Raw genomic sequence first — 24,927 nt, forward strand, 5'->3', positions numbered from 1 at the left:
CTGCCCGGCATGCGCCCGAGGGGAGGCGCGCGGGTGATCACGCCTCACGCCTGACGCCCGCTCACGCACAGCGACAGCCCCGCTCACGCACGGCGATACGGGAGGAACCGGCGTTGCACGTCCAGGAATGGCTCGAGACGGTACCCGCGATCAGCATCTACGCGCTGGTGGCGGTGGTCATCGGGCTGGAGAGCCTGGGCATCCCGCTGCCCGGCGAGATCATCCTGGTCTCCGCCGCACTGCTCTCCTCGCAGCACGCCGGCATCAACCCGGTGGTCCTCGGCATCTGCGCCAGCGCGGGCGCGGTCATCGGCGACTCGATCGGCTACGCCATCGGACGCAAGGGCGGGCGCCCTCTGCTGGCCTGGCTCGGCGGCAAGTTCCCCAAGCACTTCAGCGAGGGACACATCGCCACCGCCGAGCGCTCCTTCGAGAAGTGGGGCATGTGGGCGGTCTTCTTCGGCCGCTTCGTCGCCCTGCTGCGCATCTTCGCCGGGCCGCTCGCGGGTGTGCTGCGGATGCCGTACTGGAAGTTCCTGATCGCCAACGTGCTCGGCGGGATCCTCTGGGCGGGCGGCACCACCGCCGTCATCTACTACGTCGGTGTGGTCGCCGAGTCCTGGCTGAAGCGGTTCTCCTGGCTGGGCCTGGTGGCGGCCGTCCTCATCGGGGTCACCTCGCTGCTGATCGTCCGCCGCAAGGCGAAGAGCGTGGAGGCCGGGCAGGTCGAGGCCGGGCAGCCGGAGAAGGCCACGGTGACCGCCGAGCGGGAGGCGCTTCCGGCTCCCGCCGCCGACTGACCGCCGGAGCCGCCGCGGCGGCTCCGGGGCCTTCACTCGCCCTCGTGCGCCGCGCGGTGGGTCTTGGCCAGTTCGGCGTACATCGTGCCGTTCAGCGAGATCATCTCGCGCTCCTCGTCGGTCAGCGGCCGCTTGACCTTCGCGGGCACCCCCGCGACCAGCGAACCCGGCGGCACCCGCATGCCCTGCGGGACCAGCGCCTGGGCGGCCACCAGCGAACCCGTACCGATCACCGCGCCGTTGAGCACCGTCGCGCCCATCCCGATCAGGCAGTCGTCCTCGACGGTCGCGCCGTGCACCACGGCGTTGTGCCCGACCGACACCCGCTCGCCGACCGTGACCGGGAAGCCCGGGTCGACGTGGAGCGTGCAGTTGTCCTGGATGTTGCTGTCGGCGCCGATGACGATGGGGCCGCAGTCCGCGCGCAGCACCGCGCCGTACCAGACGCTGGCCCCCCGGTGCAGGGTCACCTCGCCGAGCACCACGGACGTCGGCGCCGCGAACGCCTCCGGGTCCAACTCGGGATCCTTGCCGCCCACGCCGGTGATCAGCGCCCGGTGCGTCATCGCACTCTCCTCGTTCCTCGACGGTCCGTCGGTCGGTACGGGCACCGTAAGCGATCGCCGGGGCAGGGGGACGGCCGGGTGGGGTGAAGATCACAGCGGTCCCGGACCGTGGCCGGCCGGCCCGCTGAGTACCGTGAGCGGGTGCCCAGGAGCAAGAACACGTTCTCATCATGGCGGCGCCGCCTCGCGCAGCGCGCCGTCCACGCGGGCTGGGCCTGGGTGCAGCGCACGGGCGCCGTCACGGCCGACCGGCCCGGCCGCTTCCGCTTCGGTTCGATGGGAACAGGTACCAGACTCGCCTTCCCCCTCGGCACCGTCTTCGGCGAGCCCTGGATCCGGCTCGGCGCGCACTGCATCATCGCCGAGCAGGTGACCCTGACCGCCGGTCTGATGCCCGACCTCGACCTCGGCCCCGACCCGATCCTGAGCATCGGCGACGGCGTCGTCCTCGGCCGGGGCAGCCACGTCATCGCCGACACCACGGTCACCATCGGCAGCGACTGCTACTTCGGCCCGTACGTCTACGTGACGTCCACGAACCACTCCTACGACGATCCCCACCAGCCCATCGGCAAGCAGTGGCCCCGGATGGACCCGGTGTCCATCGGCCCCGGCTGCTGGATAGGCACCGGCGCGGTGATCCTGCCGGGCGCGCGCATCGGCCGGAACGTGGTGGTCGCGGCGGGCGCCGTGGTCCGCGGCACGGTCCCCGACCACGCGGTGGTCGCGGGCGCCCCGGCCAAGGTCGTACGGCGCTGGGACGCCCGGCTCGGCTGGCAGCCCCCGCTGCGCACCCCGCCGCCGGTGCCGATCCCCGACGGCGTCACGCCGGAGCAGTTGCTCGCGCTGTCCGGCCTGGACGCCGAGGGCGCGGCCCGCCTCGCGGCGCTGCACGACCTGGACGCGCCGGACGCGGCGGGGGCCTGAGGGGCCGTCGGCGGTCCCGGGGCTGGTCAGCCGGTCGCCAGCAGGACGGTGCCCACCAGGGCGAGACCCGCGCCCGCCGCCTGGACGCCGCGCAGCCGCTCGCTGAGGAATCCGCGCGCGGCCGGGGCCGTGACGACGGGGTAGAGCGAGGCGAGGACCGCGGCGACGGCGAACCACAGCCGCGGCCCCGCCTCGCCGAGGTCCCCGGTCGCCAGGACGATCACGCCGAGGACGGCCGCCGCGATCGTCTGCGAGACGACGACCACGGTGAGCGCCGGGATGCGCCGGGTCAGCAGCCCGCCGCCGAAGTCGGCCAGGCCCCACAGGAGGCTGGTGGCCAGGGCGAAGAGTGCTGTCATGGGCGGCCTCGCAGTACAGTGCGGTGAACGATCCGGTGCACCACACCGTAGTTCAGTACACTGAACACTGTCATGCAAAATAACGCACTAGCCGAGAACGGCGAACGCTGAGGCGATGGCCGCCAAGACGATGGACGGAACGTGTCGGACCTCGATCTGCTGACCCAGTCCCTGGCCCGCAACGTCAAGCGCTGGCGCGCCGAGCGGGGCTTCACCCTGGAGACGCTCGCCGCCCGCGCCGGGGTCAGCCGCGGCATGCTCATCCAGATCGAGCAGGCCAGGACCAACCCCAGCATCGGCACGGTCGTCAAGATCGGCGACGCGCTCGGCGCCAGCATCACCACGCTGCTCGACTACGAGCAGGGCCCCGAGGTCCGGATCGTCCCAGCCGACCAGGCCGTCCGGCTCTGGCACACCGACGCGGGCAGCTACAACCGGCTGCTGGCCGGCGCCGAGGCGCCCGGCCCGCTGGAGATGTGGGACTGGCGGCTGATGCCCGGCGAGGGCAGCTCCTCGGACCCGCACCCCGCCGGCACCGTGGAGCTCATCCACGTCACGGCCGGCGAGCTGACGCTCACGGTCGACGGTGCCCGGCACCGCGTCCCCACGGGCGCGAGCGTCACCTTCGAGGCGGGCGTCCCGCACACGTACGGGAACGACGGCGGCGAACCGCTCGATATGGTCATGGCGGTGTCGGTGCCGCCGGTGCGCTGAGGAGCCGGGCTCCGCTACTCGTACCGAAGGGGCGATCCGGCCGTCGTCATGCGCCGAATCGCCCCTCGTCGCACGGCTGTTAGCGTGCCGTCATGCGCGCACCCATCGGAGACTTCGACACGGTCACCCCCGCCCCCGACTGCCTGGACGAGCTCGTGGCCCCGGTCGCCGAGGCTGTACGAGGCTGGAGCGGCGGTGTGCCGGCCGACCGGATCCTCCATGTGGACACGGAGCCCGAGTGGGCGGACACCGCCGTCTTCCTGGAGCACTACGGCAGGGAACTGCTCGACCGGTCCGCGAACTGCGTGGTCGTCGCGGGCAAGCGCGGCGGTGAGACCACGCTGGCCGCCTGTGTCGTCCTCTCCGCCACCCGCGTCGACGTGAACGGCGCGGTGCGGCGCCGGCTCGGCGCCCGCAAGGCCTCGTTCGCCCCGATGGACACGGCGACGGGCGAGACGGGCATGGAGTACGGCGGCATCACGCCCATCGGCCTGCCCGGACACTGGCCGGTGCTGGTGGACTCCGCGGTCGTCGACCTGCCGTACGTACTGCTCGGCAGCGGGCGCCGGCGGGGCAAGCTACTGGTGCCCGGCAAGGCGCTCGCCGAGTTGCCGAACGCGGAGGTCCTGGAGGGGCTGGGCCTGGCCTGAACGGCCAGGCGCCACGGGGTGGATCAGGCGGCGGCCGGGTCCGGCTGTGTGGTGAGCCGCTGGAGCACCTTGGCGAGGTCGGCGACGACCTCCGCGTCGTCGGCGGGGTGCGTCTCGGCGAAGCGGGTCACGGAGCCCGGGATGGACAGCTTGACCTCTTCGAGGACGGTGCCGCCGGCGATGCCGACCGCCTTGCGGGCGTCGTCCTGCGCCCACACGCCGCCGTACTGGCCGAAGGCGGTGCCGACCACGGCCACCGGCTTGCCGGTGAAGGCGCCGGCGCCGTACGGGCGGGACAGCCAGTCGATCGCGTTCTTCAGGACGGCCGGCATGGTGCCGTTGTACTCCGGCGAGAACAGCAGGAAGCCGTCGGCCTGCCCGGCGGCGGCGCGCAGCCTGGCGGCGGTCTCCGGCACGCTGCCCTCGACGTCGAGGTCCTCGTTGTAGAACGGCACGTCGGCCAGTCCCTCGAACAGCTCGATCTCGGCGCCCTCGGGGGCGTGCTTGACGGCCGCCTCGGCGAGCTGGCGGTTGTGCGAACCGGCGCGGAGGCTGCCGACGAGGGCGAGGATGCGTACAGACATGACGACTCCAGTAAAGAAGCGGGGGGTGCGTGCGGAGTGTGCGGCACGAGCGGTTCGCGGTGGCGCAAGGGGGTCCGCGGTGGCACGGGGTTAAGCGGACCGTGGTCCGCTCCAGTTGTACCACTCGACCGGACCGCGGTCCACTTTCAACCGGACTGTGGTCCGTTTCTTTACGCGCGCGCTACGCTACGGACATGACCTCCCCTTCGCCGCCCTCGCCCGCGGCGCCCGGCGCCCAGGACGGACGGCTGGATCTGACACTCACACCGGTCGGGGAACCGCCCCAGCTCCGGGCCGACGCCGCCCGCAACCGCTCCCGGCTGCTCGAGGTGGCGGCCTGCCTCGCGGCCGAGCGGGGCGCCGCGAAGCTGACCATGGAGGCCGTGGCCGCCGCCGCCCAGGTCGGCAAGGGCACCGTCTTCCGCCGGTTCGGCGACCGGACCGGCCTGCTCATCGCGCTGCTCGACCACCACGAGCAGCAGCTCCAGGCCGCGTTCCTGACCGGCCCGCCGCCCCTGGGCCCGGACGCTCCCGCCGCCGACCGGCTACGGGCCTTCGGCGTGGCCGTCATGCGCCACGAACACGCCCACCGCGACCTGTACCTGGCCGCGAACGCCGAGTCCGGCCGCCGCCACACGTCCCCCGTCTACCGGCTGCGGCTCACCCACGTCGCCCTGCTGCTGAGCGGCGTGCGGGCGGCCGGCGACCCCGAACTCGTCGCACACCACCTGCTCGCCTGCCTCGACCCGGTACTCGTCGACCACCTGCTCACCGCCCGCGCCCTGCCCATGGAACGCCTGGAAGCCAACTGGTACGACCTGGTGGCCCGGTACACGACAGGAGCCTGAACGGGACCAGAGCCTGAACCGCCGGGGACCGGACGCCCGGCGCACGCCGTCCCCGGGTCCCGTTCAGCCCAGCGACGGAATCTCGATGGCCGGGCAGCGGTCCATCACCATGTCGAGACCGGCGGCCCGGGTCCGTTCGTAAGCGGCCTCGTCGACGACGCCCAGCTGGAACCACACCGCCTTCGCGCCGATCGCCACGGCCTCGTCGGCGACGCCGCCGGCGAGCTCGCTGTTGACGAAGACGTCCACCACGTCCACCTCGAACGGGATGTCGGCGAGAGAGGCGTACCCCTGCTCCCCGTGCACCGTCTCCGCCTTGGGATGCACGGGCACGACACGCTTGCCGAACCGCTGGAGCACGGACGCGACCCCGTAGGCCGCGCGCCGCTGATTGGACGACAGCCCCACGACGGCCCAGGTGTCGCCGCGCTCGTTGAGGATCTGCCGGATGGTCTCTTCGTCGCCGTACATGCTGCGCCTCCGTCGGTTCGGTAACTCGGTTGGCCAGAACGTGCGAGGGGGCGGGCGTGATTCCCGCCGGGCGGGCCCTGTACGGCAGCAGCGTGAACCGGTACTCGGGCAAGGTGTGACGGGCGAGACGGGAACCGCAGACCCCAGATGCCCGACTAGGCCGGCGGTCGGCCGTCGTGGCCGCCGTGCGGAAGCGGGTAGCGATAGGCGGTGGCGACCAGCTCTTCCCGCCCTGGCGTCCAGTCGGTCCATGTCCGCCAACGGCCGCCACGACAACGCAGATCGTCGTCGAGCTCTGTCTGATCTATCACTATGAGGCAGGTCGGGACGCCTTCGGCGTGGCGTACCTCTCCCTCGGTCAGGTCGATCGCCTCGCGCGTGATGGTGCTGCCCTTCACTTCTAAGTGGAGCTCCGTTCCATTCTTGCGGGCAGTGATGTCCCACGGGGAGTGATCGCCCACGTCCTCGACGCCATAGCCCAGCGAGCGGTAATGGCTGAGTACGAGGTCCATGGCGTACCGCTCGACGGCCCGTCGCCGCTTGGCGTCACGCTGCCTGCCGTAGCCGGCGGGCCTCGTCGGGCTGTGCGGTGACGAGGGCGGCAGGCCGGGTGCCTCCGGCTCCGGTTCGTGGGGCTCCGAGACCGCGGTCTGGCGCAGCTCCGCCCATTCGGGAAGCTCCTCCACCAGGGCGCGCGGGAGTTTGGTCAGGTACCCCTGCGCTGCACGCAGGGGCCGGTGGTCCGAGAAGACGAAGGGGAAGTAGGGCGGCGTACCGGACGCCGCAACCGCTGGTACCCGCTGAGGGGTGCCTCCCATGCGGGTTCCGGTCCCGAAGCGGCGCGCTGGCGGCCGTAGGTGCCCCGGCTCTGCCAGGTGATCGTCGATTCGAAAGCCCGGTCTTGTACGTGGGAGTACGCCAGTACCGTTCGTTCGGATCGTCTTTCCACCAAGTGTTCAAGGTCATGGTCATCCCCCGTCTCGCAGGTCCTCGAGCTGTATGGATCATGGCAGGTTCGAACGCGTGTATGAGGTTGTCCCGGGTGACGATTCGTTCTCGCAGAAGCCGTGATGGCCTGTGGCGCGTCGGCTCCGGGGAAGGGGGACGACCCGAGCATGTCCTGAATGGCGCCCACCACCCTGCGCGCGGACCGGTGCCCGCATACGCTCCCACCGTGCTGCGTATCACCGACGACCGAACCGGCCGGACCATCGACGCCGCCGTTCCGCGAGGGCTGACGCGTGTTGTGGCGGATGTGTTGGGGGAGGGTGCGGACGTCCCGTCGGACCTGCGGGTACTGCTGGTGGCCGACGTGCTCGCGCGGGCCCTGGAGATGGGCGGGACGCCCGTCGTGACCGTCGCCGATCCGCCCGGGCCGTTGCGGAGCCGGGCCCTCGCCCTCGGCATCCGGCCGGGCGAGCCGTCCGCGGTGCCGGGCGGGCGCTCTGTGCATGTACGGGGGCGGTCCGCCTCCGCCGGGCAGCCCCGCGACGCGGCGGAGGGCGGCGGCCCGCAGGGCAGGGCGGAGGGATCGGGGGAGGGGCCGGGGCGAGACGTCCGCGTCGACGTCGCTCCGGTCCGCGCGGGCGGCGCCGGGCGCGTGCCGGGGGATGTCGATCGCGCCGACGGCGACACGGGTGACGGCGGCGATGTGAGCGGCGGCAGAGATGTGAGCGACGTCGGCGGCGATGTGAGCGGCGGTGGTGGCAGTGTTGGCGGCGGCGCCGTGTGGCGGCTGGCGCTTCTCGTCCGGCCGCGGTCGCAGGCCGTCGAGCTCGACGACGCCGCGCTCGCCTCCGCGCGGGAACTGCTCGGCCGGTGGCGCAAGGCCGTGGCGGTCTGGGCGACCAGTCCCTCCAAACCGGTCCCCGAGGAGGTGCGGCGGCAGCTCAGGAGCGCCTGGGAGGACGACCTCGACGTGCCCGCCGTGCTCGGCGTGCTGCACCGCGTGGAGAGCGACCCCGGCCTGCCGGACGGCGCGCGCTTCGAGACGTACGCCTACGCGGACCGGCTGCTCGGGCTCGAACTCACCCGTGACATCGGGACCGTGTGATGGTCGCGCACAAGGGCACCGGGCCGCTGCGCAGGCTCGTCGTGCTGCGGCACGCCAAGTCCGCCCGGCCCCCGGGCACCGACGACCACGAGCGGCCGCTCGCGGACCGCGGGCGCCGCGACGCGCCGGCCGCGGGACGCGCCCTCGCCGACGCCGACTGCCTGCCCGACCTCGCGCTCTGCTCCAGCGCCGTCCGCGCACGGCAGACCTGGGAGCTGGCGGCCGAACAGTGGGGCACCCCGCCACCCGTACGCCTCGACCCCCGGCTGTACGGGGCCGACGCCCCGGCGCTGCTCGACGCCGTCAGGGAGGTGCCGTCCGCCGTCCGCACGCTGCTGCTGATCGGGCACAACCCGGGGCTCGCAGAGCTGGTGCTCGCGCTGGCGGGCGACGGACTGGACAACGCGCTGGACGAGGTGCGGACGAAGTTTCCCACCTCGGCCGTCGCCGTCCTGGCCTGGCACGGCGGCAGCTGGCAGGAACTCGGCCCCGGCGCCGCGCTGTTGACGGACCTGATCGTGCCCAGGGGGAAGAAGGAGCACTGAGGGGAGAGGCCGGGGAGGGCAGGCGCGGGGCGTTTGGCGCGGGACACCGCATACGCTGGCCGGATGCAGGACGAGTACCGCACAGTGGCCCGCGCCGGCGTGCACGAGACCGAGATCAACCGCTCGCGCTTTCTGTGCGCGCTCGCGCCCGCGGCCACCGAGCAGGAGGCCCAGGACTTCGTCGCCGCCGTGCGCAAGGAGCACGCGGACGCCACCCACAACTGCTACGCCTACGTGATCGGCGCCGACGCCGCCGTGCAGAAGGCGAGCGACGACGGCGAACCGGGCGGCACGGCCGGCGTCCCCATGCTCCAGATGCTGCTGCGCCGCGACATGCGCTACGTCGTCGCCGTCGTCACCCGCTACTACGGCGGGGTCAAACTGGGCGCGGGCGGGCTCATCCGGGCCTACGGGGGAGCGGTGGGCGAGGCGCTGGACTCGGTCGGCACGCTCGTCCGTAAACGTTTCCGGCTGGCCACCGTGACCGTCGACCACCAGCGCGCGGGCAAGGTGCAGAACGATCTGCGGAGCACCGGACGCGAGGTGCGGTCGGTGGAGTACGGGGAGGCCGTCGCCATCGAGATCGCGCTGCCCGACGCCGACGTGGCCGCCTTCGAACGGTGGCTGGCCGACGCGACCGCGGGGACGGCGAGGTTCGAAACGGGCGGAGAGGTGTACGGGGATGCGTAATTGCCCAAATGTGCAGATAGGTGTCGGAGTCCGCGTAACGACCTAAGTGGACCCATGTGGTGATAACGGGCCGATACGGGAGTAGCCGCCCGTGCTGTCGGACCCTGCCGTTAGTCTCGGGGATCATGAGGCTGCTGCACACTTCCGACTGGCATCTCGGCCGGGCGTTCCACCGGGTGAACATGCTCGGTGCCCAGGCCGAGTTCATCGGCCGTCTCGTCACGACCGTGCGCGAGCGCGGCGTCGACGCGGTGGTCGTGTCGGGTGACGTGTACGACAGGGCGGTGCCGCCGCTGGCCGCCGTCGAGCTCTTCGACGACGCCCTGCACCGGCTCGCGGACCTCGGTGTGCCGACCGTGATGATCTCCGGGAACCACGACTCGGCGCGCCGCCTCGGCGTCGGCGCCGGACTCATCGGCCGCGCGGGCATTCATTTGCGGACCGAGGCCGCCGCGTGCGGGACGCCCGTGGTCCTTGCCGACGCCCACGGGGACGTCGCCTTCTACGGTCTGCCGTATCTCGAACCGGCCCTGGTCAAGGACGAGTTCGGGGTGGAGCGGGCCGGGCACGAGGCGGTGCTCGCCGCCGCCATGGACCGGGTCCGCGCCGATCTCGCCACGCGCGCGCGGGGCACCCGCTCCGTCGTCCTCGCCCACGCCTTCGTCACCGGCGGCGAGGCCAGCGACAGCGAGCGGGACATCACCGTCGGCGGGGTCGCCGCCGTGCCCGCGGGCGTCTTCGACGGCGTGGACTACGCGGCCCTGGGGCATCTGCACGGCAGCCAGACCATCACCGACCGCGTGCGCTACTCGGGCTCCCCGCTGGCGTACTCGTTCTCGGAGACCGACCACCGCAAGAGCATGTGGCTGGTGGAGCTGGGCCCCGGCGGGGAGCTGGACGCCGAGCGGATCGACTGCCCGGTGCCGCGCCCGCTCGCCCGGATCCGGGGCCGCCTGGAGGACCTGCTGTCCGACGCGGCGCTCGACCGGCACGAGGACGCCTGGGTCGAGGCCACGCTCACCGACCCGGTGCGCCCGGCCGACCCCATGGCGCGGCTGGCCGAGCGCTTCCCGCACACGCTCAGTCTGGTCTTCGACCCGGAGCGGGGCCCCGAGCAGCCGGACGTCTCCTACGCGCGGCGGCTCGCGGGCCGCGGCGACCAGGAGATCGCGGAGGACTTCGTGGCCCATGTGCGCGGCGCGGGCCCCGACGGGGCGGAGCGGGAGGTCCTGCGGGACGCCTTCGACGCGGTCCGCGCCGACGCGACGGTACGGGAGGTCGCACGGTGACCCTGCCCGAGCGCTCCGCCGCACGTCCGGTGCTCCGCCTCTCGTCCCCAGCCCCGTCGTCCACAGGCCCGTCGTCCACAGGCCCGTCGTCCACAGGCCCGTCGTCCACAGGTCGGTCGTCCACAGGTCGGTCGTCCACAGGTCGGTCGTCCGCGGGTTCGTCGGCCACGGGCCCGTCGTGGCCGGTCGCGCACCTCCCCGCGCCCCCGCGGGGCGCCGCCGCACCGCACCGTCCGGACCTCAGGAGGGCCCGATGAGGCTGCACCGGCTCGACATCACCGCCTTCGGACCCTTCGGCGGCGCCCAGCGGATCGACTTCGACGACCTGTCCGCCGCCGGCCTCTTCCTGCTGCACGGGCCGACCGGCGCGGGCAAGACCTCCGTCCTGGACGCGGTCTGCTACGCGCTGTACGGCAGCGTGCCCGGCGCCCGGCAGAGCGGCCAGGGCCTCACCCTGCGCAGCGACCACGCCGCCCCCGGCACGCGTACGGAGATCCGGCTCGACCTCACCGTCGCCGGGCGCCGTCTGGAGATCACCCGGCAGCCGCCCTGGGAGCGCCCCAAGAAGCGCGGCACGGGCACGACCACCGACAAGGCGCAGAGCTGGTTGCGCGAGTACGACCCGGCGGCGGGCGCCTGGAAGGACCTCAGCCGCTCGCACCAGGAGATCGGCGAGGAGATCACCCAGCTCCTAGGGATGAGCCGGGAGCAGTTCTGCCAGGTCGTCCTGTTGCCCCAGGGCGACTTCGCGCGCTTCCTGCGGGCCGACGCCGAGGCCAGGGGCAGACTGCTGGGCCGCCTCTTCGACACACAGCGCTTCGCCGAGGTGGAAAAACGCCTCGCCGAGCGGCGGCGGGCCGCCGAGGCACAGGTCCGCCAGGCGGACACGGAGCTGCTCGCCGACGCCCACCGCATGCACCAGGCGGCGGGCGACGCGGAGCCGCTGCCGGATCTCGCACCGGGCGAGGCAGGGCTCGCGGAGTCCGTGCTGAGCTGGGCCGCCGTCGCCCGCAGCACGGCCCGCGAACGGCTCGCCGTCGCCCGCTCGGCGTGCAAGGCCGCCGAATCCGCCGGGGCGGAGGCCGAGCGCCGGCTCGACGAGGAACGCGAACTGGCCCGGTTGCAGCGCCGGTTCGCCGAGGCGCGGGAGCGGGCGGCCCGGATGGCCGAGCGGACCGACGCCTACGAACAGGCCAGGGCGCGCATGGAGCGCTCGCGCAAGGCCGAGGCGGTGGCCCCCGCGCTGGAACTGCGCGAGGCCGCCGGGACCGAGCACCGGCGCGCGGCCGAGGCCGGCGCACGCGCGCGTGCCCTGCTCCCCGGCACGTTCACCGAGGCGGGCGCGTCCGGACTGGCCGCCGCGGCGCGCCGGGCGGCCGAGGAGCTGGGCGGCCTGGAGTCGGCGCGCCGCGCCGAACAGCGGCTGGCCGGGCTGGCCGGCGAACGGGCCGGTCTCGACCGGCAGGAGCGCGCCGACGACGACGTGCTCCTGGAGGCCGAGAGCTGGCTGTCCGGCTGGGCGGACACCCGTACGGGACTGCGGGCGGCGATCGAGACGGCGCAGGAGGCCGCCACCCGGGCCGAGCAGCTCGCCGTGCGGCGCGAGCCCGCCCGGGGACGGCTGGCCGCCGCCCGGCAGCGCGACCAGTTCGCCCGCGACACCGACGCGGCCCAGGCCGCACTGGTGCGCTCGCGCGAGCAGGCCGCGGACGCCCGAGCGCACTGGCTCGACCTGAAGGAACAGCGCCTGAGCGGCATCGCCGCCGAACTGGCCGCGCAGCTCGCCGACGGAGAGCCGTGCGCCGTCTGCGGCGCCACCGAACACCCCGCGCCCGCCGAGAGGATCGCCGGACACGTCGACCGGCGGGCCGAGGAGGCGGCGCTCGCCGAGTTCCAGCGCGCCGACGAGCGGCGCGCCGAGGACGAGCGGCGCCTCGGCGTCGTCCGTGAGGCGCTGGCCGCCGCCACCGCCGAGGCGGGCGACACCCCGACCGAGCGCCTGGCCGAGGAGACCGGCGAGCTGGAGCGGCTGCACGCCGAGGCACGCGCCGCCGCCTCCGGACTGCACCCCGCGCGCGAGGCGCTCACCCGGGCCGAGAGCGAGTACGAGCGGCGGACCGCCGACCGGCAGGCCGCGCAGCTGAGAGCCGCGTCCCGGGCCGCCCGCCGCGACACCCTGGACCGCGAACGCGACGCCCTGGAAGCGGAGTTGACGGCGGCCAGGGGCGACGCCGACAGCGTGGCCGCGCGCTGCGCGCAGGTGGAGCGGCTGGCCGCCCGGCTGACCGACGCGGCGGACACCGCACGCGCCGCCGAGGAGGCGGCCCAGCGGCTCAAGGCGGCCGACGCGCGGCTCGCCGACGCCGCGTTCCGCGCCGGGTTCGACACCCCGAAGGCCGCCGCCGCGGCGCTGCTCGACGACGACGCCCACCGCGACCTCCAGCGGCGGCTCGACGCCTGGCAGTCGGACGAGGCGGCCGTACGGGCGGTGCTCGCCGAGGCCGGCACGGCCGCCGCCGCCCAGCGGCCGCCCGCCGACCCGCACGCCGCCGAGCAGGCCGCCGAGGCCGCGGCCCGGCGCCTCCAGGACGCGGTCTCCGCCCGGGACGCCGCCGCCCGGCGCTGCGCGGAGCTGGACCGGCTTTCCGCGCACGCCGCCGAGGGCACCCGCCGTCTCGGCCCGCTGCGCGCGGAGTACGACCGGGTGGCCAGGCTGGCGGGGCTCGCGGCGGGCACCTCCGCGGACAACGAGCGCCGGATGCGCCTGGAGTCGTACGTGCTCGCCGCCCGCCTCGAACAGGTCGCCGCCGCGGCGACCGTGCGGCTGCGGCGGATGTCCTCGGGGCGGTACACGCTGGTGCACTCCGACGACCGCTCGGGCCGCGGCCGCTCCGGGCTCGGGCTGCACGTGGTGGACGCCTGGACAGGGCGCGAGCGGGACACGGCCACGCTGTCCGGCGGCGAGACGTTCTTCGCCTCGCTGGCGCTCGCCCTCGGTCTCGCGGACGTCGTGACGGACGAGGCGGGCGGGGTGCGGCTCGACACGCTCTTCATCGACGAGGGCTTCGGCAGCCTGGACGACCAGACCCTCGACGAGGTCCTCGACGTCCTCGACTCGCTGCGCGAACGTGACCGCAGCGTGGGCATCGTCAGCCATGTCGCGGACCTGCGGCGGCGGATCCACGCCCAGCTGGAAGTGGTCAAGGGCAGAACGGGGTCGGTGGTACGGCAACGCGGGGCGGGCTGAGGGCGCGCTGAGGAGGGGTGCCGTGCCGTCCGTCCTCAGCGGCCCAGCGGGCGCCGGGGCAGCGGTGAGGAGTAGACGACGCTGGTCGTCACCGAGCCGAGGGCGCCGATCCGGCCCGACACCTCTTCGAGGTGGCGCATGGAGCGCGCCGCGACCTTGATGACGAAGCAGTCGTCGCCCGTCACGTGGTGCGCCTCCAGGATCTCGGGCGTCGCCGCGACCAGGCCGTGGAACGGCTTGTAGTGGCCGTTGGGGTAGCGCAGCCGGACGAAGGCGAGGATCGGCAGGCCGAGCCGTTCGGGGTCGACGACGGCCGCGTACCCCTGGATGACGCCCGCCTCCTCCAGGCGCTGCACCCGTTCGGTGACCGCGCTGGCGGACATGGAGACGGCGCGGGCCAGCTCGGCGAAACTGGCCCGGCCCTCCCGTTGCAGGACGTCGAGAATGCGCCAGTCGGTGGCGTCCGGGGAATACGCGGTCATGCCCTCTGATTAGCAGGGGAATCCCCGGCGGATCAACTCCCGAGCCGTGGATCGCCCCTTCAGCGGCGGGCGCGCCGACCGTAGATTTCCGGTCATGACCCCAATGACCACAGCCGACACCCTGACCAGCGTGAATCCCGTCCTGAGGGTGGCCCCCGCGGCTCCGGCGGCGGCCGTCGCGCACTTCGAGGCGAGCCTCGCCTTCCACGCCGACGTGTCCGACGTCGCCGCCGCGCTCGCCTCCGGCGGCGACCCGGGATTCGTCCTGCTCGACTCCCGCTCCACCGAATCGTGGGACCAGGGGCACGTGCCCGGCGCCGTCCACCTGCCCACCGCCCTCGTCCCGGAGCAGGCGGAACGGCTCCTCGACAAGGCCGTCCCGGTCGTCACGTACTGCTGGGGTCCGGGCTGCGACGGGGCCGCCCGGGCGGCGCTCGCCCTGGCCCGGCTGGGCTTCCGGGTCAAGGAGATGCTCGGCGGCTTCGAGTACTGGGTGCGCGAGGGCTTCGGCTACGAGACCTGGGAGGGCCGTGCGGAACGCGCCGCCGATCCGCTGACCGCGCCGGTGAACTCGGCGGACTGCGGCTGCTGACACCGCCTCAACTCCCGTGCGCCCAGCGGTTCGTACGGGGCGGAACAGTTGAATTCGGGCGGACCGGGGGTGGGCGGGCGGCGGCCGCATGCCTGCCTGTAGCTTCTGCGCATGGCGCGATACGCGGATCCCGGAGTGGTGGAATGGGTCGAGTCGGGCGGCGGACCGCTCATAGTCGTCCCCGAGGTGGTGCTGCCGTTCTGGGCGGGCGCCGACGGCGACGACATGTCGTCGGACTACGACAGGGCGTGCGACGTCGACGGCTTCATCGGCCTCGTCCCGGTCGGGGACACCAGGGCCCTGGTCCTCGGGGACGAACCCGCCTCGACCACGTATCTGCCCGAGCACGGCACCTTCGTACGGTGGTGTGCCGCCGACTCCGAGGGCGAACTGCTCGCCGGTGTCCCGGCCGCGCTGGAGAGCGCCGCGTGGGGCGCCGAGGTGCGGTGGGACGTCCCTGGCCCGGTGGTGCTGTTCGACGCGGCGTGGCCGGGGCGGACCTCCCAGCGCACCGACCACCTCACGGTCGAGCTGGAGCCGGGACGGTACGCGGTACGGGCGGCCTACGTGGAGCCGGGACCCGAGACGTGGGTCGGCCTCGTACAGCTCCGCAGGCTCTAGGTGTACTGGCGACTCCCCGAGGGGCCACCGGACGTCCGGTGACCCCTCGGGCGTCCCCGCCCGGCCGTCACAGCCGGGACAGCTCCTCCACCAGGGCGTCCAGGCCCAGCGAACCCTGGGACAGGGCCGCCATGTGCCAGGCCTTCGCGTCGAACGCGTCGCCGTGCCGCTTCCGCGCGTTCTCGCGGCCCAGCAGCCACGCCCGCTCGCCGAGCTTGTAGCCGATCGCCTGCCCCGGCATCGACAGGTAACGGGTCAGCTCGCTCTCCACGAAGTCGGCCGGGCGGCTGCTGTGCGCGCCGAAGAACTCCTGGGCCAGCTCCGGCGTCCAGCGCTCGCCCGGGTGGAACGGCGAGTCCGCCGGGATCTCCAGCTCCAGGTGCATGCCGATGTCGACGATCACCCGGGCCGCGCGCATCATCTGCGCGTCCAGGTAGCCGAGCCGGCGCTCCGCGTCCGTGAGGAAGCCCAGCTCGTCCATCAGCCGCTCCGCGTACAGCGCCCAGCCCTCGGCGTTGGCGCTGACCATGCCGACGGTGGCCTGGTAGCGCGAGAGGCTGTCGGCGACGTGCGCCCACTGGGCGAGCTGGAGATGGTGCCCGGGCACGCCCTCGTGGTACCAGGTCGACACCAGGTCGTAGACCGGGAAACGGGTCTGGCCCATGGTCGGCAGCCAGGTCCGGCCGGGGCGGGAGAAGTCCTCGGACGGCGCCGTGTAGTACGGCGCCGCCGCGCTGCCGGGCGGCGCGATGCGGGACTCCACCTTCCGCACCCGCTCGGCCAGTTCGAAGTGGGTGCCGTCGAGCGCCGCGATCGCCTCGTCCATCAGGGACTGGAGCCACTCGCGGACCGCGTCGACGCCCTCGATGTGCGCGCCGTGCTCGTCCAGGTGGGCCAGTGCCGCCCACGGCGTCGCGGCGCCCGGCAGGATCTTCTCGGCCTCCTGCCGCATCTCGCCGAGCAGCCGGTGGTACTCGGACCAGCCGTACGCGTACGCCTCGTCCAGGTCGAGGTCCGTGCCGTTGTAGTACCGCGACCAGCGCGCGTACCGCTCCCGGCCCACCGTGTCCGGCGCGTCCTCGACGGCGGGCGCGTACACGTCGCGCATCCAGTCCCGCAGGGCGAGCAGGGCCGCCGTCGCGCCGCGCGCGGCCTCGTCCAGCTCGGCGCGCAGCGCGTCCGGGCCCGCCGCCACGAAGTCCTCGAACCAGCCATGGCCCCGGCCGTCCGGATCGGCCCACTCGGCGAGCTGGCCGATGAACGTCGCCGTGGGCCGCGGGCCCGCGTACAGCTTGCGCTCCAGGCCCGTGGCGAGGGAGATGCGGTAACCGTCCAGCGCGGCCGGCACCGCGCGCAGCCGCTCGGCGATCGCGGCCCAGTCCTCGGTTTCGGCCGTCGGCATGAGCATGAAGGCTTCACGGATCGAGTGCACGGGTGAGTGCAGATTGCTCACCAGCCGCAGGCCCTCGTCGGCGTCGTGCACGGCCAGCTCCGCGGTGAGCCGCTCGCGCAGCAGGCGGGCGCAGCGGCGCTCGATGTCGCTGTCCGCGCCCGGCAGCCGCTCCGCCGCGTCGAGCCGGGCGAGCGTCCGCCGGGCCAGCTCCGCCACGGCCGCCTGCCCGGCGGGCGTCGTGTCCGGCAGCTTGGTCGAACTCGCCTTGTCGCCGAGGTAGGTGCCGGTGACCGGGTCGAGGGCGATGAGCTCTCCGACATAGGCGTCGGCGAGCTCGCGGGGCAGCGGGCTTCTGGTGTCTGACATGCGGACATCCTCTACGAGGAGGCGGTTCCCGTCAGCCCCATTCCGCTGAGGGCGTGCCTTCTTGTACGGGGTGGGCGGCCGTGTTGGCCGGATCCCGCCGTGGCGGGAGCAGCGGGCCGCACTCCCACTGCTGGAAAATCAGCCGCGTCTCGACCCGTGCCACCTCGGGCCGCGCCGTGAACTCGTCCAGGACCAGCCGCTGGAGGTCCGCCATGTCCGCGACGGCCACGTGCACCAGGTAGTCGTCGGGTCCGGTGAGGTGGAAGACGGTGCGCGACTCGGGCAGCGCGCGGATCCGCTCCACGAACGGTCCGACCAGATCCCGCCGGTGCGGGCGCACCTGCACCGACAGCAGCGCCTCGAGACCGCGCCCCAGCTTCGCCGGGTCAAGGCGCAGCTGATGGCCGAGGATCACCCCCGCGCGGCGCAGCCTGTTCACCCGGTCGAGACACGTGGACGGCGCGACCCCGGCCTGCGCGGCGAGCTCGCGGTATGTCGTCCGTGCGTCGTTCTGCAACAGCCGCAGCAGATGAAGATCCACCGGATCCAGTACGACGGCTTCGCTCACCGGCCGAACGTAACACGGGAGTTGATCCGCGGACCCCGGCGGGTGTTCAGGCTGGGCCCATGGATCACGGAACCGCGAACGCCGCCCGTACCCTCGCCGCCCGCACCCGGCGCGCGCCCGACACCGAGGCCGTGCACGCCGGGCGGGACGACCTCGCCCGCCTCGGACTGCACGCCCCGCCGATCGACCTGTCCACCACCTACCCCTCCTACGACAGCCGCGGGGAGGCCGCCCGTATCGACGCGTTCGCCGCCGACGGCGCCGCACCGGAGGGACCACCGGTGTACGGCAGACTCGGCAACCCCACGGTGGCCCGCTTCGAGACCGCCCTCGCCCGGCTCGAAGGCACCGAGAGCGCGGTCGCCTTCGCCAGCGGCATGGCCGCGCTGAGCGCCGTCCTGCTGGTCCGCAACGGCGCCGGGCTGCGCCACGTCGTCGCCGTACGGCCGCTGTACGGGTGCAGCGACCACCTGCTCACCGCGGGGCTGCTGGGGTCCGAGGTGACCTGGGTCGACCCGGCGGGCGTCACGGACGCGCTGCGCCCCGGCACCGGCCTGGTCCTGGTCGAGTCACCGGCCAATCCGACGCTCGCCGAGATCGATCTGCGGGCGGTCGCCCACGCGGCCGGTTCGGTGCCGCTGCTCGCCGACAACACCTTCGCCACCCCGGTCCTCCAGCGCCCGGCCGAACAGGGCGCCCGGCTCGTGCTGCACAGCGCCACCAAGTACCTGGGCGGGCACGGCGACGTGATGGCCGGGGTGGTCGCCTGCGACGAGGAGTTCGCGCGGCGGCTGCGCCAGGTGCGGTTCGCCACCGGCGGCGTGCTCCATCCGCTCGCCGGCTATCTGCTGCTGCGCGGCCTGTCGACCCTGCCCGTACGGGTCCGGGCGGCCTCCGCTACCGCCGCCGAACTCGCCCGGCGGCTCGCCGCCGACCCGCGGGTGGCCAAGGTCCACTACCCGCGCATCGGCGGCGCGATGATCGCCCTGGAGGTGCACGGCGATCCGCACGAGGTCATCGCCGCCGTCCGGCTGATCACCCCGGCCGTCAGCCTCGGCAGCGTCGACACCCTGATCCAGCACCCGGCGTCCATCAGCCACCGCATCGTCGACCCGGCGGACCGCCGCGGCGCGGGCGTCGGCGACCGGCTGCTCCGCCTCTCGGTGGGCCTGGAGGACGTGGAGGACCTGTGGCACGACCTGGACGGGGCGCTGGGCAGCGGGGGCGGCGGCAGCGGAGCGGGTCGGGCCGGCGCGGCGCCGGCCCGGCGGGCCGGGCGGGGGTGAGCGGCTCGCCCGGTGGGTGGGTCGCGGGTGATCGGCTCGCCCGGCGGGCCGGGCGGGGGTGAGCCGATTGCCCCGGTGGGTCAGTCGTGGGTGAGCCGCTCGCCCGGCCGGTCCTCCGGACGCTCGTGCGGTGCGGCGGAGGCGGTCGCCGCCGCGTCCAGGCGGGCGGTGACGACGAGGGTGCCCTCCTCGACCTGGTAGTCGAGGGGGAGACCGAGACCGCGCATCGCGGCGACCATGCCGGTGTTGGACGCCTGGGTCACCGCGTACACGCTCTCGCAGCCCGCCTCGGCCGCCATCGCCACCAGCCGGGCGAGCAGTTCGCCGCCGATGCCGCGCCGCTGCCAGTCGTCCTCGACCAGCAGCGCGACCTCCGTCTCGTCACCGTCCCACAGGAGATGGCCGAGTCCGACGACGCGGCCGGAGGCGGTCTGCACGGCGAGCGTGCGCCCGTAGCGGGGGCTGAGGAGGTGGTTGAGGTAGCGGTCGGCGTCGCGCACGGGGCCGTGGTACCGCCTGCGCAGGGTCTGCGGCGAGCACCGCTCGTGCATCGCCTTCGCCGCCTCGACGTCGGAGGTGTCGGCGCGGCGGACGGTGATGGCGTTGCCCTCCGGCAGCGTCAGTACGTCCTGGCCGCGCGGCACCCGCGGGCCGAGCCGGGCGTCCAGCTCGACCAGGGCCCGCGCCCGCGCGAACTCCGTCGGCGTGAACGGCAGGTACGGCCGCTCCACCGTGATCGTGCCGCCCTCCGGGGCGCGCAGCCGCATCACCGTGTCCTCCAGCGCCCCCTCGACGGGCGCGGCACCGTCCGCCGGGCCGGCGGACGCGGCTCCGTCCGGGCCCGGCGCGGCCGGGGACTTGGGCGCGGGCAGCGAGCGGATGGTGCAGCGGCCGAGCAACTGCCGCAGCGCGAGCGGCAGTTCGGCCGCGTCGAGGGCCGTACGGGTGGCCAGGCCCAGGACCCGGGTGGGCGCGTCCACCAGGTCGTGGGTGTCGGCCCGCTCGATCCACGTCGAGGCGCCGCCCGCCAGCGACACCGCGCGGGTCAGCGCGGCGGCCTCCACCTCCGCGGGGGCGCGCAGCAGGAACTCGTCGACGGTGCCCTCGGCCAGCGGATGCGTCTGGAGGCTGAGGATGTCGGCCCGCCGGTCCGCCAGCGCGGCGCACAGCGCGGCGAGCGATCCGGGGGCGTCCTGCACGGTGGTCCGCATGCGCCACAGGGCGGTGGCCCCGGAGGCGTCCCCGGTATCAACTGTGTCGCCCGTGTCGCCCGTGTCGTCCGGCGGCGGGGCGTGACCGTGGCGGCGTGCCCACCATGTGCGGAATCCGGCCGTGCGCCGCGCGGCGCGTTCGGCGAGGTCGCGGTGCCAGTGGTGCGTGGGGTGCTCGTGCTTCGCGGGTGTCACGTCAGACAGGTCTGAAGTCATGCAGCCACTGTGGAGGAAGGGTGTTGCGTGATCACAAACGCCTTGTGACTGATCGGTTAAGTGCATGCCTGCCCTATTTGTTCAACTTGCTACAACGAACAGCGCACCGGGGGATGACTCCGGTGCGCTGCCCACCAGTTCGAGGGTACGGGAGTTCCCGTGCCCCTGTCGGCGCTACTGTCCCACGCGTCCCGGCTGGAGCACCTGCGTGAAGAGCACCGTGCCGTCCTGCTCACGCAGCCGCACCGTCAGCTCGCCGCTGTCGCCGTCGATGTCCACCTCGCCGAAGAACTGGTAGCCGCCGGCGGGCGAGACGTTCGAGGCGGTCGGCGCCTTCACGAAGACCCGCTCGGGGCCGAACGTGCCGTCCAGGTCGCTAGCGGGGAACGCGCCCGCGTTCAGCGGCCCGGAGACGAACTCCCAGAACGGCTCGAAATCGGTGAACGCCGCCCGGGACGGCTGGTAGTGCTGCGCCGAGGTGTGGTGCACGTCGGCCGTCAGCCACACGGTGCCGGTGATCCTGCGGTGCTTGATGTGGCGCAGCAGCTCGGCGATCTGGAGCTCGCGGCCGAGCGGCGCGCCCGGGTCGCCCTGGGCCACCGCCTCGAAGTTGGCCTTGCCCTCGGTGGCGTCGGGCACGACCAGGCCGAGCGGCATGTCGGCGGCGATCACCTTCCACACGGCCCGCGAGCGGGACAGCTCGCGCTTGAGCCATTCGAGCTGCTCCGCGCCCATGATGCCCTGCGGGTCGGTGGTCTGGGTGTCCGCCGAGTTGGCGTTGCGGTACGTGCGCATGTCGAGGACGAAGACGTCGAGCAGCGGCCCCTGGTGCATGACCCGGTGCACCCGGCCCTCCCGGGCGCCCGGCTTCAGCGTGGAGATGGGGAAGTACTCGCTGAACGCGCGGCGGGCGCGGGCGGCCAGCACGTCGACGTCCTTCTCCGTGTAGTCGGTGTTCGAGGCCGGGATCATCTCGCCCGGGTACCAGTTGTTGCGCACCTCGTGGTCGTCCCACTGGATGATCGACGGCACCTGGGCGTTGAACCGCCGCAGGTTGTCGTCCAGCAGGTTGTAGCGGAACGCGCCGCGGAACTCCTTGAGGGTCTCCGCCACCTTGGACTTCTCCTCGGTGGTGATGTTCCGCCAGATGCTGCCGTCCGGCAGGGTCGCGGTGGCCGAGATCGGTCCGTCGGCGTAGATGTTGTCGCCGCTGCACAGGTAGAAGTCGGGGTCCAGCCCGGCCATGGCGTCGTAGATCCGGTAGCCGCCGCGGTCGGGGTTGATGCCCCAGCCCTGCCCGGCCTGGTCGCCCGACCAGACGAAGCGGACCCCGCCGCGCCGCTTGGCGGGCGTGGTGCGGAAGGTGCCGGTCACCGGTTCGCCGGTACGCCGCGGGTCGTCGGGGTCGGCGAGCAGCACCCGGTAGTGGATCTGCTCGCCCGAGGGCAGCCCGCGCAGCCGCGTCGTACCGGTGAAGTCCGTGTCCGCGCCGAGCAGCGGGCCCTGCCACCTGGTCGGACGCCGGAAGGACTCGGTCGCCGAGGTCTCCACGATCATCCGGGCCGGCCGGTCCGAACGTACCCACACCAGACCCGAGTCGGCGGTCACGTCTCCGGTCTGGACGCCCCAGCCGGCCTTGGGGCGCCCGGACAGGGCGAACGCCGGCGCCGCGCCGAGCGTGCCGAGCGAGGCGGGCAGGGCCAGGGCCGCGGACGTGACCAGCGAGCCGCGCAGCACGCTGCGGCGGCCGGGGAGCGGACGGTGTGACATGGATGCGCCTCCAGGGACGGATTCCGGCCAGTGTGCGAGGTCCTTGCTACTCGTACGCCGCAGCGCACACGGAAACCACAAGTGAACAACTGACCGCGGGCACGGGGGAACGGGTGTGCGAGAACCGGGCGCACACGGCGCCCCGTCCGGGTTCCGGCTCGTGCGCTCGCGCTCACGCCGTGGCGGCCGCCGTCGTCGTCAGGGCTCGTGCTCACGCCGTGGCGGCCGCCGTCGTCAAGGCTTGCGCTCACGCCCTGGTGGCCGCCGCCATCAGCTCCACGCCCTCGTGGATGCGGGCCGGTGACAGATGGGCGTAGCCGAGTACCAGCCGGACCCTGTCGTCCGCCGTCGTGCCGTAGGCGCTCAGCGGGCGTACGGCGATGCCGGCGCCGGCGACGCGCTCCAGGAAGCGGTCCGGCGGGCCGCAGTGGCCGGGCAGCTCCGCGATGGCGTGCAGACCGGCGGCGATCCCGGACACCTCGGTCCCGGGGAAGTGCTCGTCCAGGGCGGACAGCAGCGCGTCCCGCCGCTCCCGGTAGGCACGCTGGCAGCGGCGCAGGTGACGGTCGTACTCGCCGCGCTCCAGGAACCGCGCCAGGGCCGCCTGGTCGATCGCCGGATGCCCCAGGTCCATCGTCCGCTTGCGCTCGACGACCTCCTCGGCGAACGACTCCGGTACGAGGAGCCAGCCGAGCCGCAGCCCCGGGGCCAGCGACTTGCTGACCGACCCGGTGTACGCGACCCGCTCGGGGTCGAGGCCCTGGAGCGCGCCCACGGGGGCCCGGTCGTAGCGGAAGTCCCCGTCGTAGTCGTCCTCGACCACGAGTCCGTCCACCGAGCGCGCCCAGTCGAGCAGTTCGGCACGGCGCCGCGCGGAGTACGCGATGCCCGACGGGAACTGGTGGGCGGGCGTGGTCACGACCACTCGTACGCCCGACGCGCGCAGCGGCCCGGTGGCCAGACCCTCCTCGTCCAGCGGCAGCGGCACCGTGCCGAGACCCGCCGCCGCGTGCAGGGCGCCGTGCTCGGGACTGCCGGGGTCCTCCACGCCGACGGTGCGCACCCCGCGCGCGTGCAGCACGGAACCGAGCAGCGTCGTCGCCTGGGCCACCCCGGAGACCACCATCAGACGCTCCGGATCGGCGGCCACGCCCCGGCGCCGGGCGAGCAGCTCCGCGAGGGCGGTCCGCAGCCGGGGCAGCCCGCGCGGGTCCGGGTAGCCCAGGGCCTGGTGCGGCAGCTCGGCCAGCACTCCGCGGTACGCCGCCGCCCACGCCGACCGCGGGAACAGCGAGAGGTCCGGGGTGCCCGGTACGAAGTCGGCGCGGGCGCCCGCGGGGCGCGGCGCGAGGTCCCGCGCGCGCGGGTTCGCCGCCCGGACCGCGCCGCTCACCCAGGTGCCCGCACCCCGGCCGCTGCGCAGGTACCCCTCCGCCGTGAGCTGCTCGTACGCCTCGGTGACCAGGCCGCGCGAGACGCCGAGGTCGGCCGCGAGTTCCCGGCTGGCCGGCAGCCGGGTGCCCGGCGCGAGCCGCCCGGAGCGGACCGCCGCGCGCAGCGCCGCCTGGAACGCACGCCCACGCGCGCGTGCCGGCGCCGCGGCGGCCGGCAGCAGCACCTCCCAGGCGGCGGCCCAGGGCGGCGGCGGACCGCCCCGCCCGGACGTCTCCCGACCGGTACCGGTGGAGCTTCGACCGGCTCGCGTTCGGTCGGCTGGGGCTCGGTCGGCTCGATTGGTCCCCGATGGCGTCATGGAAATGGACCTTAAACCGGGCCGCGAGCGTTCATAGCCTCACCGTCATGAACGTCAACACGGCCCGCGGGGCCGCGCTCGCCGCAGTCGCCGGCCTCCTGGTCGGCGGCTCCTTCACCGCCAACAGCGTCCTCGGCGCGTACCCGTACGCGGGCGGTCAGTTCCTGCGCTACGGGCTCGCCTGCCTGCTCCTCGTACCCCTGGTCGGCCGGGGCGGTGCGGCCCCCCTGCGGCGGCTGACCGCCCGGCAGTGGACGCGGCTCGCGCTGCTCGCGGCGGTCGGCATGGTGGGCTTCAACCTCGCCGTGATCGCCGCCGAGCACACGGCGGAACCGGCGGTCCCGGGCGTCTTCGTGGGCTGCGCCCCGGTCGTGGTCGCCGTCGCCGTACCGCTGCTGGAGGGGCGCCGCCCGCAGCCCCTGGTTCTCTACGGGGCGCTGCTGGTCGCGGCCGGGGCGTTCACGGTCCAGGGCTGGGGGCGGACGGACGGCGCGGGCCTGCTGTTCTCCGGCTGCGCCCTCGCCGGGGAGGTCGGCTTCGCGGTGATCGCCGTGCCGGTGTTGCGCCCGCTCGGGCCGCGGCTGCTGTCCGCCACCGTCTGCGGGATCGCCGCGGCGGAGTCGGCGGTCGCGGGCGTGCTGGCGGACGGCGGCGGCTGGCTGCGCACGCCGGACACCACCGAGACCCTCTCACTGCTGTGGCAGGCGGCGATCGTCACGGTCGTCGGCTTCGTGTGCTGGTACATGGGCACGGAGCGGATCGGCGCGGAGCGCGCGACGCTCTTCTCCGGGCTCATCCCCGTCGCCGCCGCCGGCACCGCGCCGCTCGTCGGCACGGGCGACTACGGCCCCGCCCAGGGCCTCGGCAGCGCCCTCGTGGGGGCCGGGGTCGCCCTGGGTTCGGGGGCGCTGACGGTACGGCGCCGG

23 protein-coding genes and 2 pseudogenes are annotated in these 24,927 nt (G+C 74.1%); 14 read left to right on the plus strand and 11 right to left on the minus strand.

Annotated elements, in window-relative coordinates; genetic code table 11:
* Positions 1–113: 113 nt before the first annotated feature.
* Positions 114–800, plus strand: a complete 687-nt coding sequence (locus tag ACFV6E_RS00345) for a DedA family protein (RefSeq protein ID WP_385168638.1) — start codon at positions 114–116, stop codon at positions 798–800.
* A gap of 32 nt (positions 801–832) precedes the next feature.
* Here the strand turns inward: ACFV6E_RS00345 and ACFV6E_RS00350 are convergent, their stop codons facing one another.
* Complete coding sequence (locus ACFV6E_RS00350) at positions 833–1,366, minus strand: gamma carbonic anhydrase family protein (RefSeq protein ID WP_385168641.1); 534 nt, start codon at positions 1,364–1,366, stop codon at positions 833–835.
* A 141-nt stretch (positions 1,367–1,507) separates the two neighbouring features.
* On the opposite strand from ACFV6E_RS00350, the gene ACFV6E_RS00355 reads away from it, so the two are divergent.
* Positions 1,508–2,293: an acyltransferase gene (locus tag ACFV6E_RS00355; RefSeq protein ID WP_385168644.1), complete on the plus strand. Its 786-nt coding sequence runs from the start codon at positions 1,508–1,510 to the stop codon at positions 2,291–2,293.
* A gap of 41 nt (positions 2,294–2,334) precedes the next feature.
* On the opposite strand, the pseudogene ACFV6E_RS00360 reads toward ACFV6E_RS00355, so the two are convergent.
* Positions 2,335–2,652: pseudogene (locus ACFV6E_RS00360) on the minus strand (hypothetical protein); the annotation flags it as partial.
* Between the two features lie 141 nt (positions 2,653–2,793).
* Between ACFV6E_RS00360 and ACFV6E_RS00365 the strand changes: the two are divergent.
* Positions 2,794–3,366, plus strand: a complete 573-nt coding sequence (locus ACFV6E_RS00365; RefSeq protein WP_385458530.1) for a helix-turn-helix domain-containing protein — start codon at positions 2,794–2,796, stop codon at positions 3,364–3,366.
* Between the two features lie 92 nt (positions 3,367–3,458).
* Positions 3,459–4,016 (plus strand): YbaK/EbsC family protein, encoded by a 558-nt coding sequence (locus tag ACFV6E_RS00370; protein WP_385458532.1) that lies wholly within the window; start codon positions 3,459–3,461, stop codon positions 4,014–4,016.
* A gap of 23 nt (positions 4,017–4,039) precedes the next feature.
* Here ACFV6E_RS00370 and ACFV6E_RS00375 read toward each other — a convergent pair whose 3' ends face one another.
* Positions 4,040–4,600 (minus strand): NAD(P)H-dependent oxidoreductase, encoded by a 561-nt coding sequence (locus ACFV6E_RS00375; RefSeq protein WP_385168651.1) that lies wholly within the window; start codon positions 4,598–4,600, stop codon positions 4,040–4,042.
* A gap of 194 nt (positions 4,601–4,794) precedes the next feature.
* On the opposite strand from ACFV6E_RS00375, the gene ACFV6E_RS00380 reads away from it, so the two are divergent.
* Positions 4,795–5,448, plus strand: coding sequence for a TetR/AcrR family transcriptional regulator (locus ACFV6E_RS00380; protein WP_385168654.1), 654 nt, complete (start codon positions 4,795–4,797; stop codon positions 5,446–5,448).
* A gap of 63 nt (positions 5,449–5,511) precedes the next feature.
* On the opposite strand, the gene ACFV6E_RS00385 is transcribed toward ACFV6E_RS00380, so the two are convergent.
* Together ACFV6E_RS00385 and ACFV6E_RS00390 are read right to left on the minus strand one after the other, a co-directional pair.
* On the minus strand, positions 5,512–5,919 hold the full coding sequence (locus ACFV6E_RS00385) for a CoA-binding protein (protein WP_385168657.1): 408 nt from the start codon (positions 5,917–5,919) through the stop codon (positions 5,512–5,514).
* A 155-nt stretch (positions 5,920–6,074) separates the two neighbouring features.
* Positions 6,075–6,737 carry a DUF3883 domain-containing protein gene (locus tag ACFV6E_RS00390; RefSeq protein ID WP_385168660.1) on the minus strand — a complete coding sequence of 221 codons (663 nt, stop codon included), beginning with the start codon at positions 6,735–6,737 and terminating at the stop codon, positions 6,075–6,077.
* Between the two features lie 356 nt (positions 6,738–7,093).
* On the opposite strand from ACFV6E_RS00390, the gene ACFV6E_RS00395 reads away from it, so the two are divergent.
* The 5 genes from ACFV6E_RS00395 (at position 7,094) to ACFV6E_RS00415 (ending at position 13,743) form a co-directional block, all read left to right on the plus strand.
* On the plus strand, positions 7,094–7,972 hold the full coding sequence (locus tag ACFV6E_RS00395) for a hypothetical protein (RefSeq protein ID WP_385458534.1): 879 nt from the start codon (positions 7,094–7,096) through the stop codon (positions 7,970–7,972).
* Positions 7,972–8,517 carry a SixA phosphatase family protein gene (locus ACFV6E_RS00400; RefSeq protein WP_385168665.1) on the plus strand — a complete coding sequence of 182 codons (546 nt, stop codon included), beginning with the start codon at positions 7,972–7,974 and terminating at the stop codon, positions 8,515–8,517. The genes ACFV6E_RS00395 and ACFV6E_RS00400 overlap by 1 nt, the downstream gene beginning before the upstream one ends.
* Before the next feature lie 63 nt (positions 8,518–8,580).
* Positions 8,581–9,207: a YigZ family protein gene (locus tag ACFV6E_RS00405; RefSeq protein ID WP_385168668.1), complete on the plus strand. Its 627-nt coding sequence runs from the start codon at positions 8,581–8,583 to the stop codon at positions 9,205–9,207.
* A gap of 125 nt (positions 9,208–9,332) precedes the next feature.
* The gene (locus ACFV6E_RS00410; RefSeq protein ID WP_385168671.1) at positions 9,333–10,496 is read left to right on the plus strand and encodes an exonuclease SbcCD subunit D; all 1,164 of its coding nucleotides are present in this window, start codon (positions 9,333–9,335) and stop codon (positions 10,494–10,496) included.
* Between the two features lie 253 nt (positions 10,497–10,749).
* Positions 10,750–13,743: an AAA family ATPase gene (locus tag ACFV6E_RS00415; RefSeq protein ID WP_385458536.1), complete on the plus strand. Its 2,994-nt coding sequence runs from the start codon at positions 10,750–10,752 to the stop codon at positions 13,741–13,743.
* Positions 13,744–13,778: 35 nt separating this feature from the next.
* Here ACFV6E_RS00415 and ACFV6E_RS00420 read toward each other — a convergent pair whose 3' ends face one another.
* A complete protein-coding gene (locus ACFV6E_RS00420; RefSeq protein WP_385458538.1) occupies positions 13,779–14,225 on the minus strand; it encodes an Lrp/AsnC family transcriptional regulator in 447 nt (148 codons plus the stop codon).
* A 103-nt stretch (positions 14,226–14,328) separates the two neighbouring features.
* On the opposite strand from ACFV6E_RS00420, the gene ACFV6E_RS00425 reads away from it, so the two are divergent.
* A complete protein-coding gene (locus ACFV6E_RS00425; RefSeq protein WP_385458739.1) occupies positions 14,329–14,817 on the plus strand; it encodes a rhodanese-like domain-containing protein in 489 nt (162 codons plus the stop codon).
* 111 nt (positions 14,818–14,928) lie between these two features.
* On the plus strand, positions 14,929–15,438 hold the full coding sequence (locus tag ACFV6E_RS00430) for an immunity 21 family protein (RefSeq protein WP_385168683.1): 510 nt from the start codon (positions 14,929–14,931) through the stop codon (positions 15,436–15,438).
* Between the two features lie 67 nt (positions 15,439–15,505).
* On the opposite strand, the gene ACFV6E_RS00435 is transcribed toward ACFV6E_RS00430, so the two are convergent.
* The gene (locus ACFV6E_RS00435) at positions 15,506–17,197 is read right to left on the minus strand and encodes a DUF885 domain-containing protein (RefSeq protein WP_385458539.1); all 1,692 of its coding nucleotides are present in this window, start codon (positions 17,195–17,197) and stop codon (positions 15,506–15,508) included.
* Positions 17,198–17,228: 31 nt separating this feature from the next.
* Positions 17,229–17,765 (minus strand): Lrp/AsnC family transcriptional regulator, encoded by a 537-nt coding sequence (locus tag ACFV6E_RS00440; RefSeq protein WP_385168689.1) that lies wholly within the window; start codon positions 17,763–17,765, stop codon positions 17,229–17,231.
* Positions 17,766–17,824: 59 nt separating this feature from the next.
* On the opposite strand from ACFV6E_RS00440, the gene ACFV6E_RS00445 reads away from it, so the two are divergent.
* Positions 17,825–19,051, plus strand: a complete 1,227-nt coding sequence (locus tag ACFV6E_RS00445) for a trans-sulfuration enzyme family protein (RefSeq protein ID WP_385458541.1) — start codon at positions 17,825–17,827, stop codon at positions 19,049–19,051.
* An 80-nt stretch (positions 19,052–19,131) separates the two neighbouring features.
* Here the strand turns inward: ACFV6E_RS00445 and ACFV6E_RS00450 are convergent, their stop codons facing one another.
* The 3 genes from ACFV6E_RS00450 to ACFV6E_RS00460 form a co-directional block, all read right to left on the minus strand.
* Positions 19,132–20,478: a GNAT family N-acetyltransferase gene (locus ACFV6E_RS00450; RefSeq protein WP_385168694.1), complete on the minus strand. Its 1,347-nt coding sequence runs from the start codon at positions 20,476–20,478 to the stop codon at positions 19,132–19,134.
* A 174-nt stretch (positions 20,479–20,652) separates the two neighbouring features.
* Positions 20,653–22,248, minus strand: coding sequence for an alkaline phosphatase D family protein (locus ACFV6E_RS00455; protein WP_385458543.1), 1,596 nt, complete (start codon positions 22,246–22,248; stop codon positions 20,653–20,655).
* A gap of 247 nt (positions 22,249–22,495) precedes the next feature.
* The gene (locus ACFV6E_RS00460; RefSeq protein WP_385458545.1) at positions 22,496–24,001 is read right to left on the minus strand and encodes a PLP-dependent aminotransferase family protein; all 1,506 of its coding nucleotides are present in this window, start codon (positions 23,999–24,001) and stop codon (positions 22,496–22,498) included.
* Between the two features lie 47 nt (positions 24,002–24,048).
* Between ACFV6E_RS00460 and ACFV6E_RS00465 the strand changes: the two are divergent.
* Positions 24,049–24,837: pseudogene (locus ACFV6E_RS00465) on the plus strand (DMT family transporter); the annotation flags it as partial.
* Between the last annotated feature and the right edge of the window lie 90 nt (positions 24,838–24,927).

Source organism: Streptomyces sp. NPDC059785, assembly GCF_042732375.1.
Taxonomy (GTDB): Bacteria; Actinomycetota; Actinomycetes; order Streptomycetales; family Streptomycetaceae; genus Streptomyces.

Bases quoted from the DNA above. Each gene is read 5' to 3' on its own strand.
- ACFV6E_RS00350 (WP_385168641.1), bottom strand. From the start codon at position 1,366: ATGACGCACCGGGCGCTGATCACCGGCGTGGGCGGCAAGGATCCCGAG.
- ACFV6E_RS00370 (WP_385458532.1), top strand. From the start codon at position 3,459: ATGCGCGCACCCATCGGAGACTTCGACACGGTCACCCCCGCCCCCGAC.
- ACFV6E_RS00375 (WP_385168651.1), bottom strand. From the start codon at position 4,600: ATGTCTGTACGCATCCTCGCCCTCGTCGGCAGCCTCCGCGCCGGTTCG.
- ACFV6E_RS00380 (WP_385168654.1), top strand. From the start codon at position 4,795: ATGACCTCCCCTTCGCCGCCCTCGCCCGCGGCGCCCGGCGCCCAGGAC.
- ACFV6E_RS00385 (WP_385168657.1), bottom strand. From the start codon at position 5,919: ATGTACGGCGACGAAGAGACCATCCGGCAGATCCTCAACGAGCGCGGC.
- ACFV6E_RS00390 (WP_385168660.1), bottom strand. From the start codon at position 6,737: ATGGGAGGCACCCCTCAGCGGGTACCAGCGGTTGCGGCGTCCGGTACG.
- ACFV6E_RS00400 (WP_385168665.1), top strand. From the start codon at position 7,972: ATGGTCGCGCACAAGGGCACCGGGCCGCTGCGCAGGCTCGTCGTGCTG.
- ACFV6E_RS00405 (WP_385168668.1), top strand. From the start codon at position 8,581: ATGCAGGACGAGTACCGCACAGTGGCCCGCGCCGGCGTGCACGAGACC.
- ACFV6E_RS00410 (WP_385168671.1), top strand. From the start codon at position 9,333: ATGAGGCTGCTGCACACTTCCGACTGGCATCTCGGCCGGGCGTTCCAC.
- ACFV6E_RS00415 (WP_385458536.1), top strand. From the start codon at position 10,750: ATGAGGCTGCACCGGCTCGACATCACCGCCTTCGGACCCTTCGGCGGC.
- ACFV6E_RS00420 (WP_385458538.1), bottom strand. From the start codon at position 14,225: ATGACCGCGTATTCCCCGGACGCCACCGACTGGCGCATTCTCGACGTC.
- ACFV6E_RS00425 (WP_385458739.1), top strand. From the start codon at position 14,329: ATGACCACAGCCGACACCCTGACCAGCGTGAATCCCGTCCTGAGGGTG.
- ACFV6E_RS00430 (WP_385168683.1), top strand. From the start codon at position 14,929: ATGGCGCGATACGCGGATCCCGGAGTGGTGGAATGGGTCGAGTCGGGC.
- ACFV6E_RS00435 (WP_385458539.1), bottom strand. From the start codon at position 17,197: ATGTCAGACACCAGAAGCCCGCTGCCCCGCGAGCTCGCCGACGCCTAT.
- ACFV6E_RS00445 (WP_385458541.1), top strand. From the start codon at position 17,825: ATGGATCACGGAACCGCGAACGCCGCCCGTACCCTCGCCGCCCGCACC.
- ACFV6E_RS00450 (WP_385168694.1), bottom strand. From the start codon at position 20,478: ATGACTTCAGACCTGTCTGACGTGACACCCGCGAAGCACGAGCACCCC.
- ACFV6E_RS00455 (WP_385458543.1), bottom strand. From the start codon at position 22,248: ATGTCACACCGTCCGCTCCCCGGCCGCCGCAGCGTGCTGCGCGGCTCG.
- ACFV6E_RS00460 (WP_385458545.1), bottom strand. From the start codon at position 24,001: ATGACGCCATCGGGGACCAATCGAGCCGACCGAGCCCCAGCCGACCGA.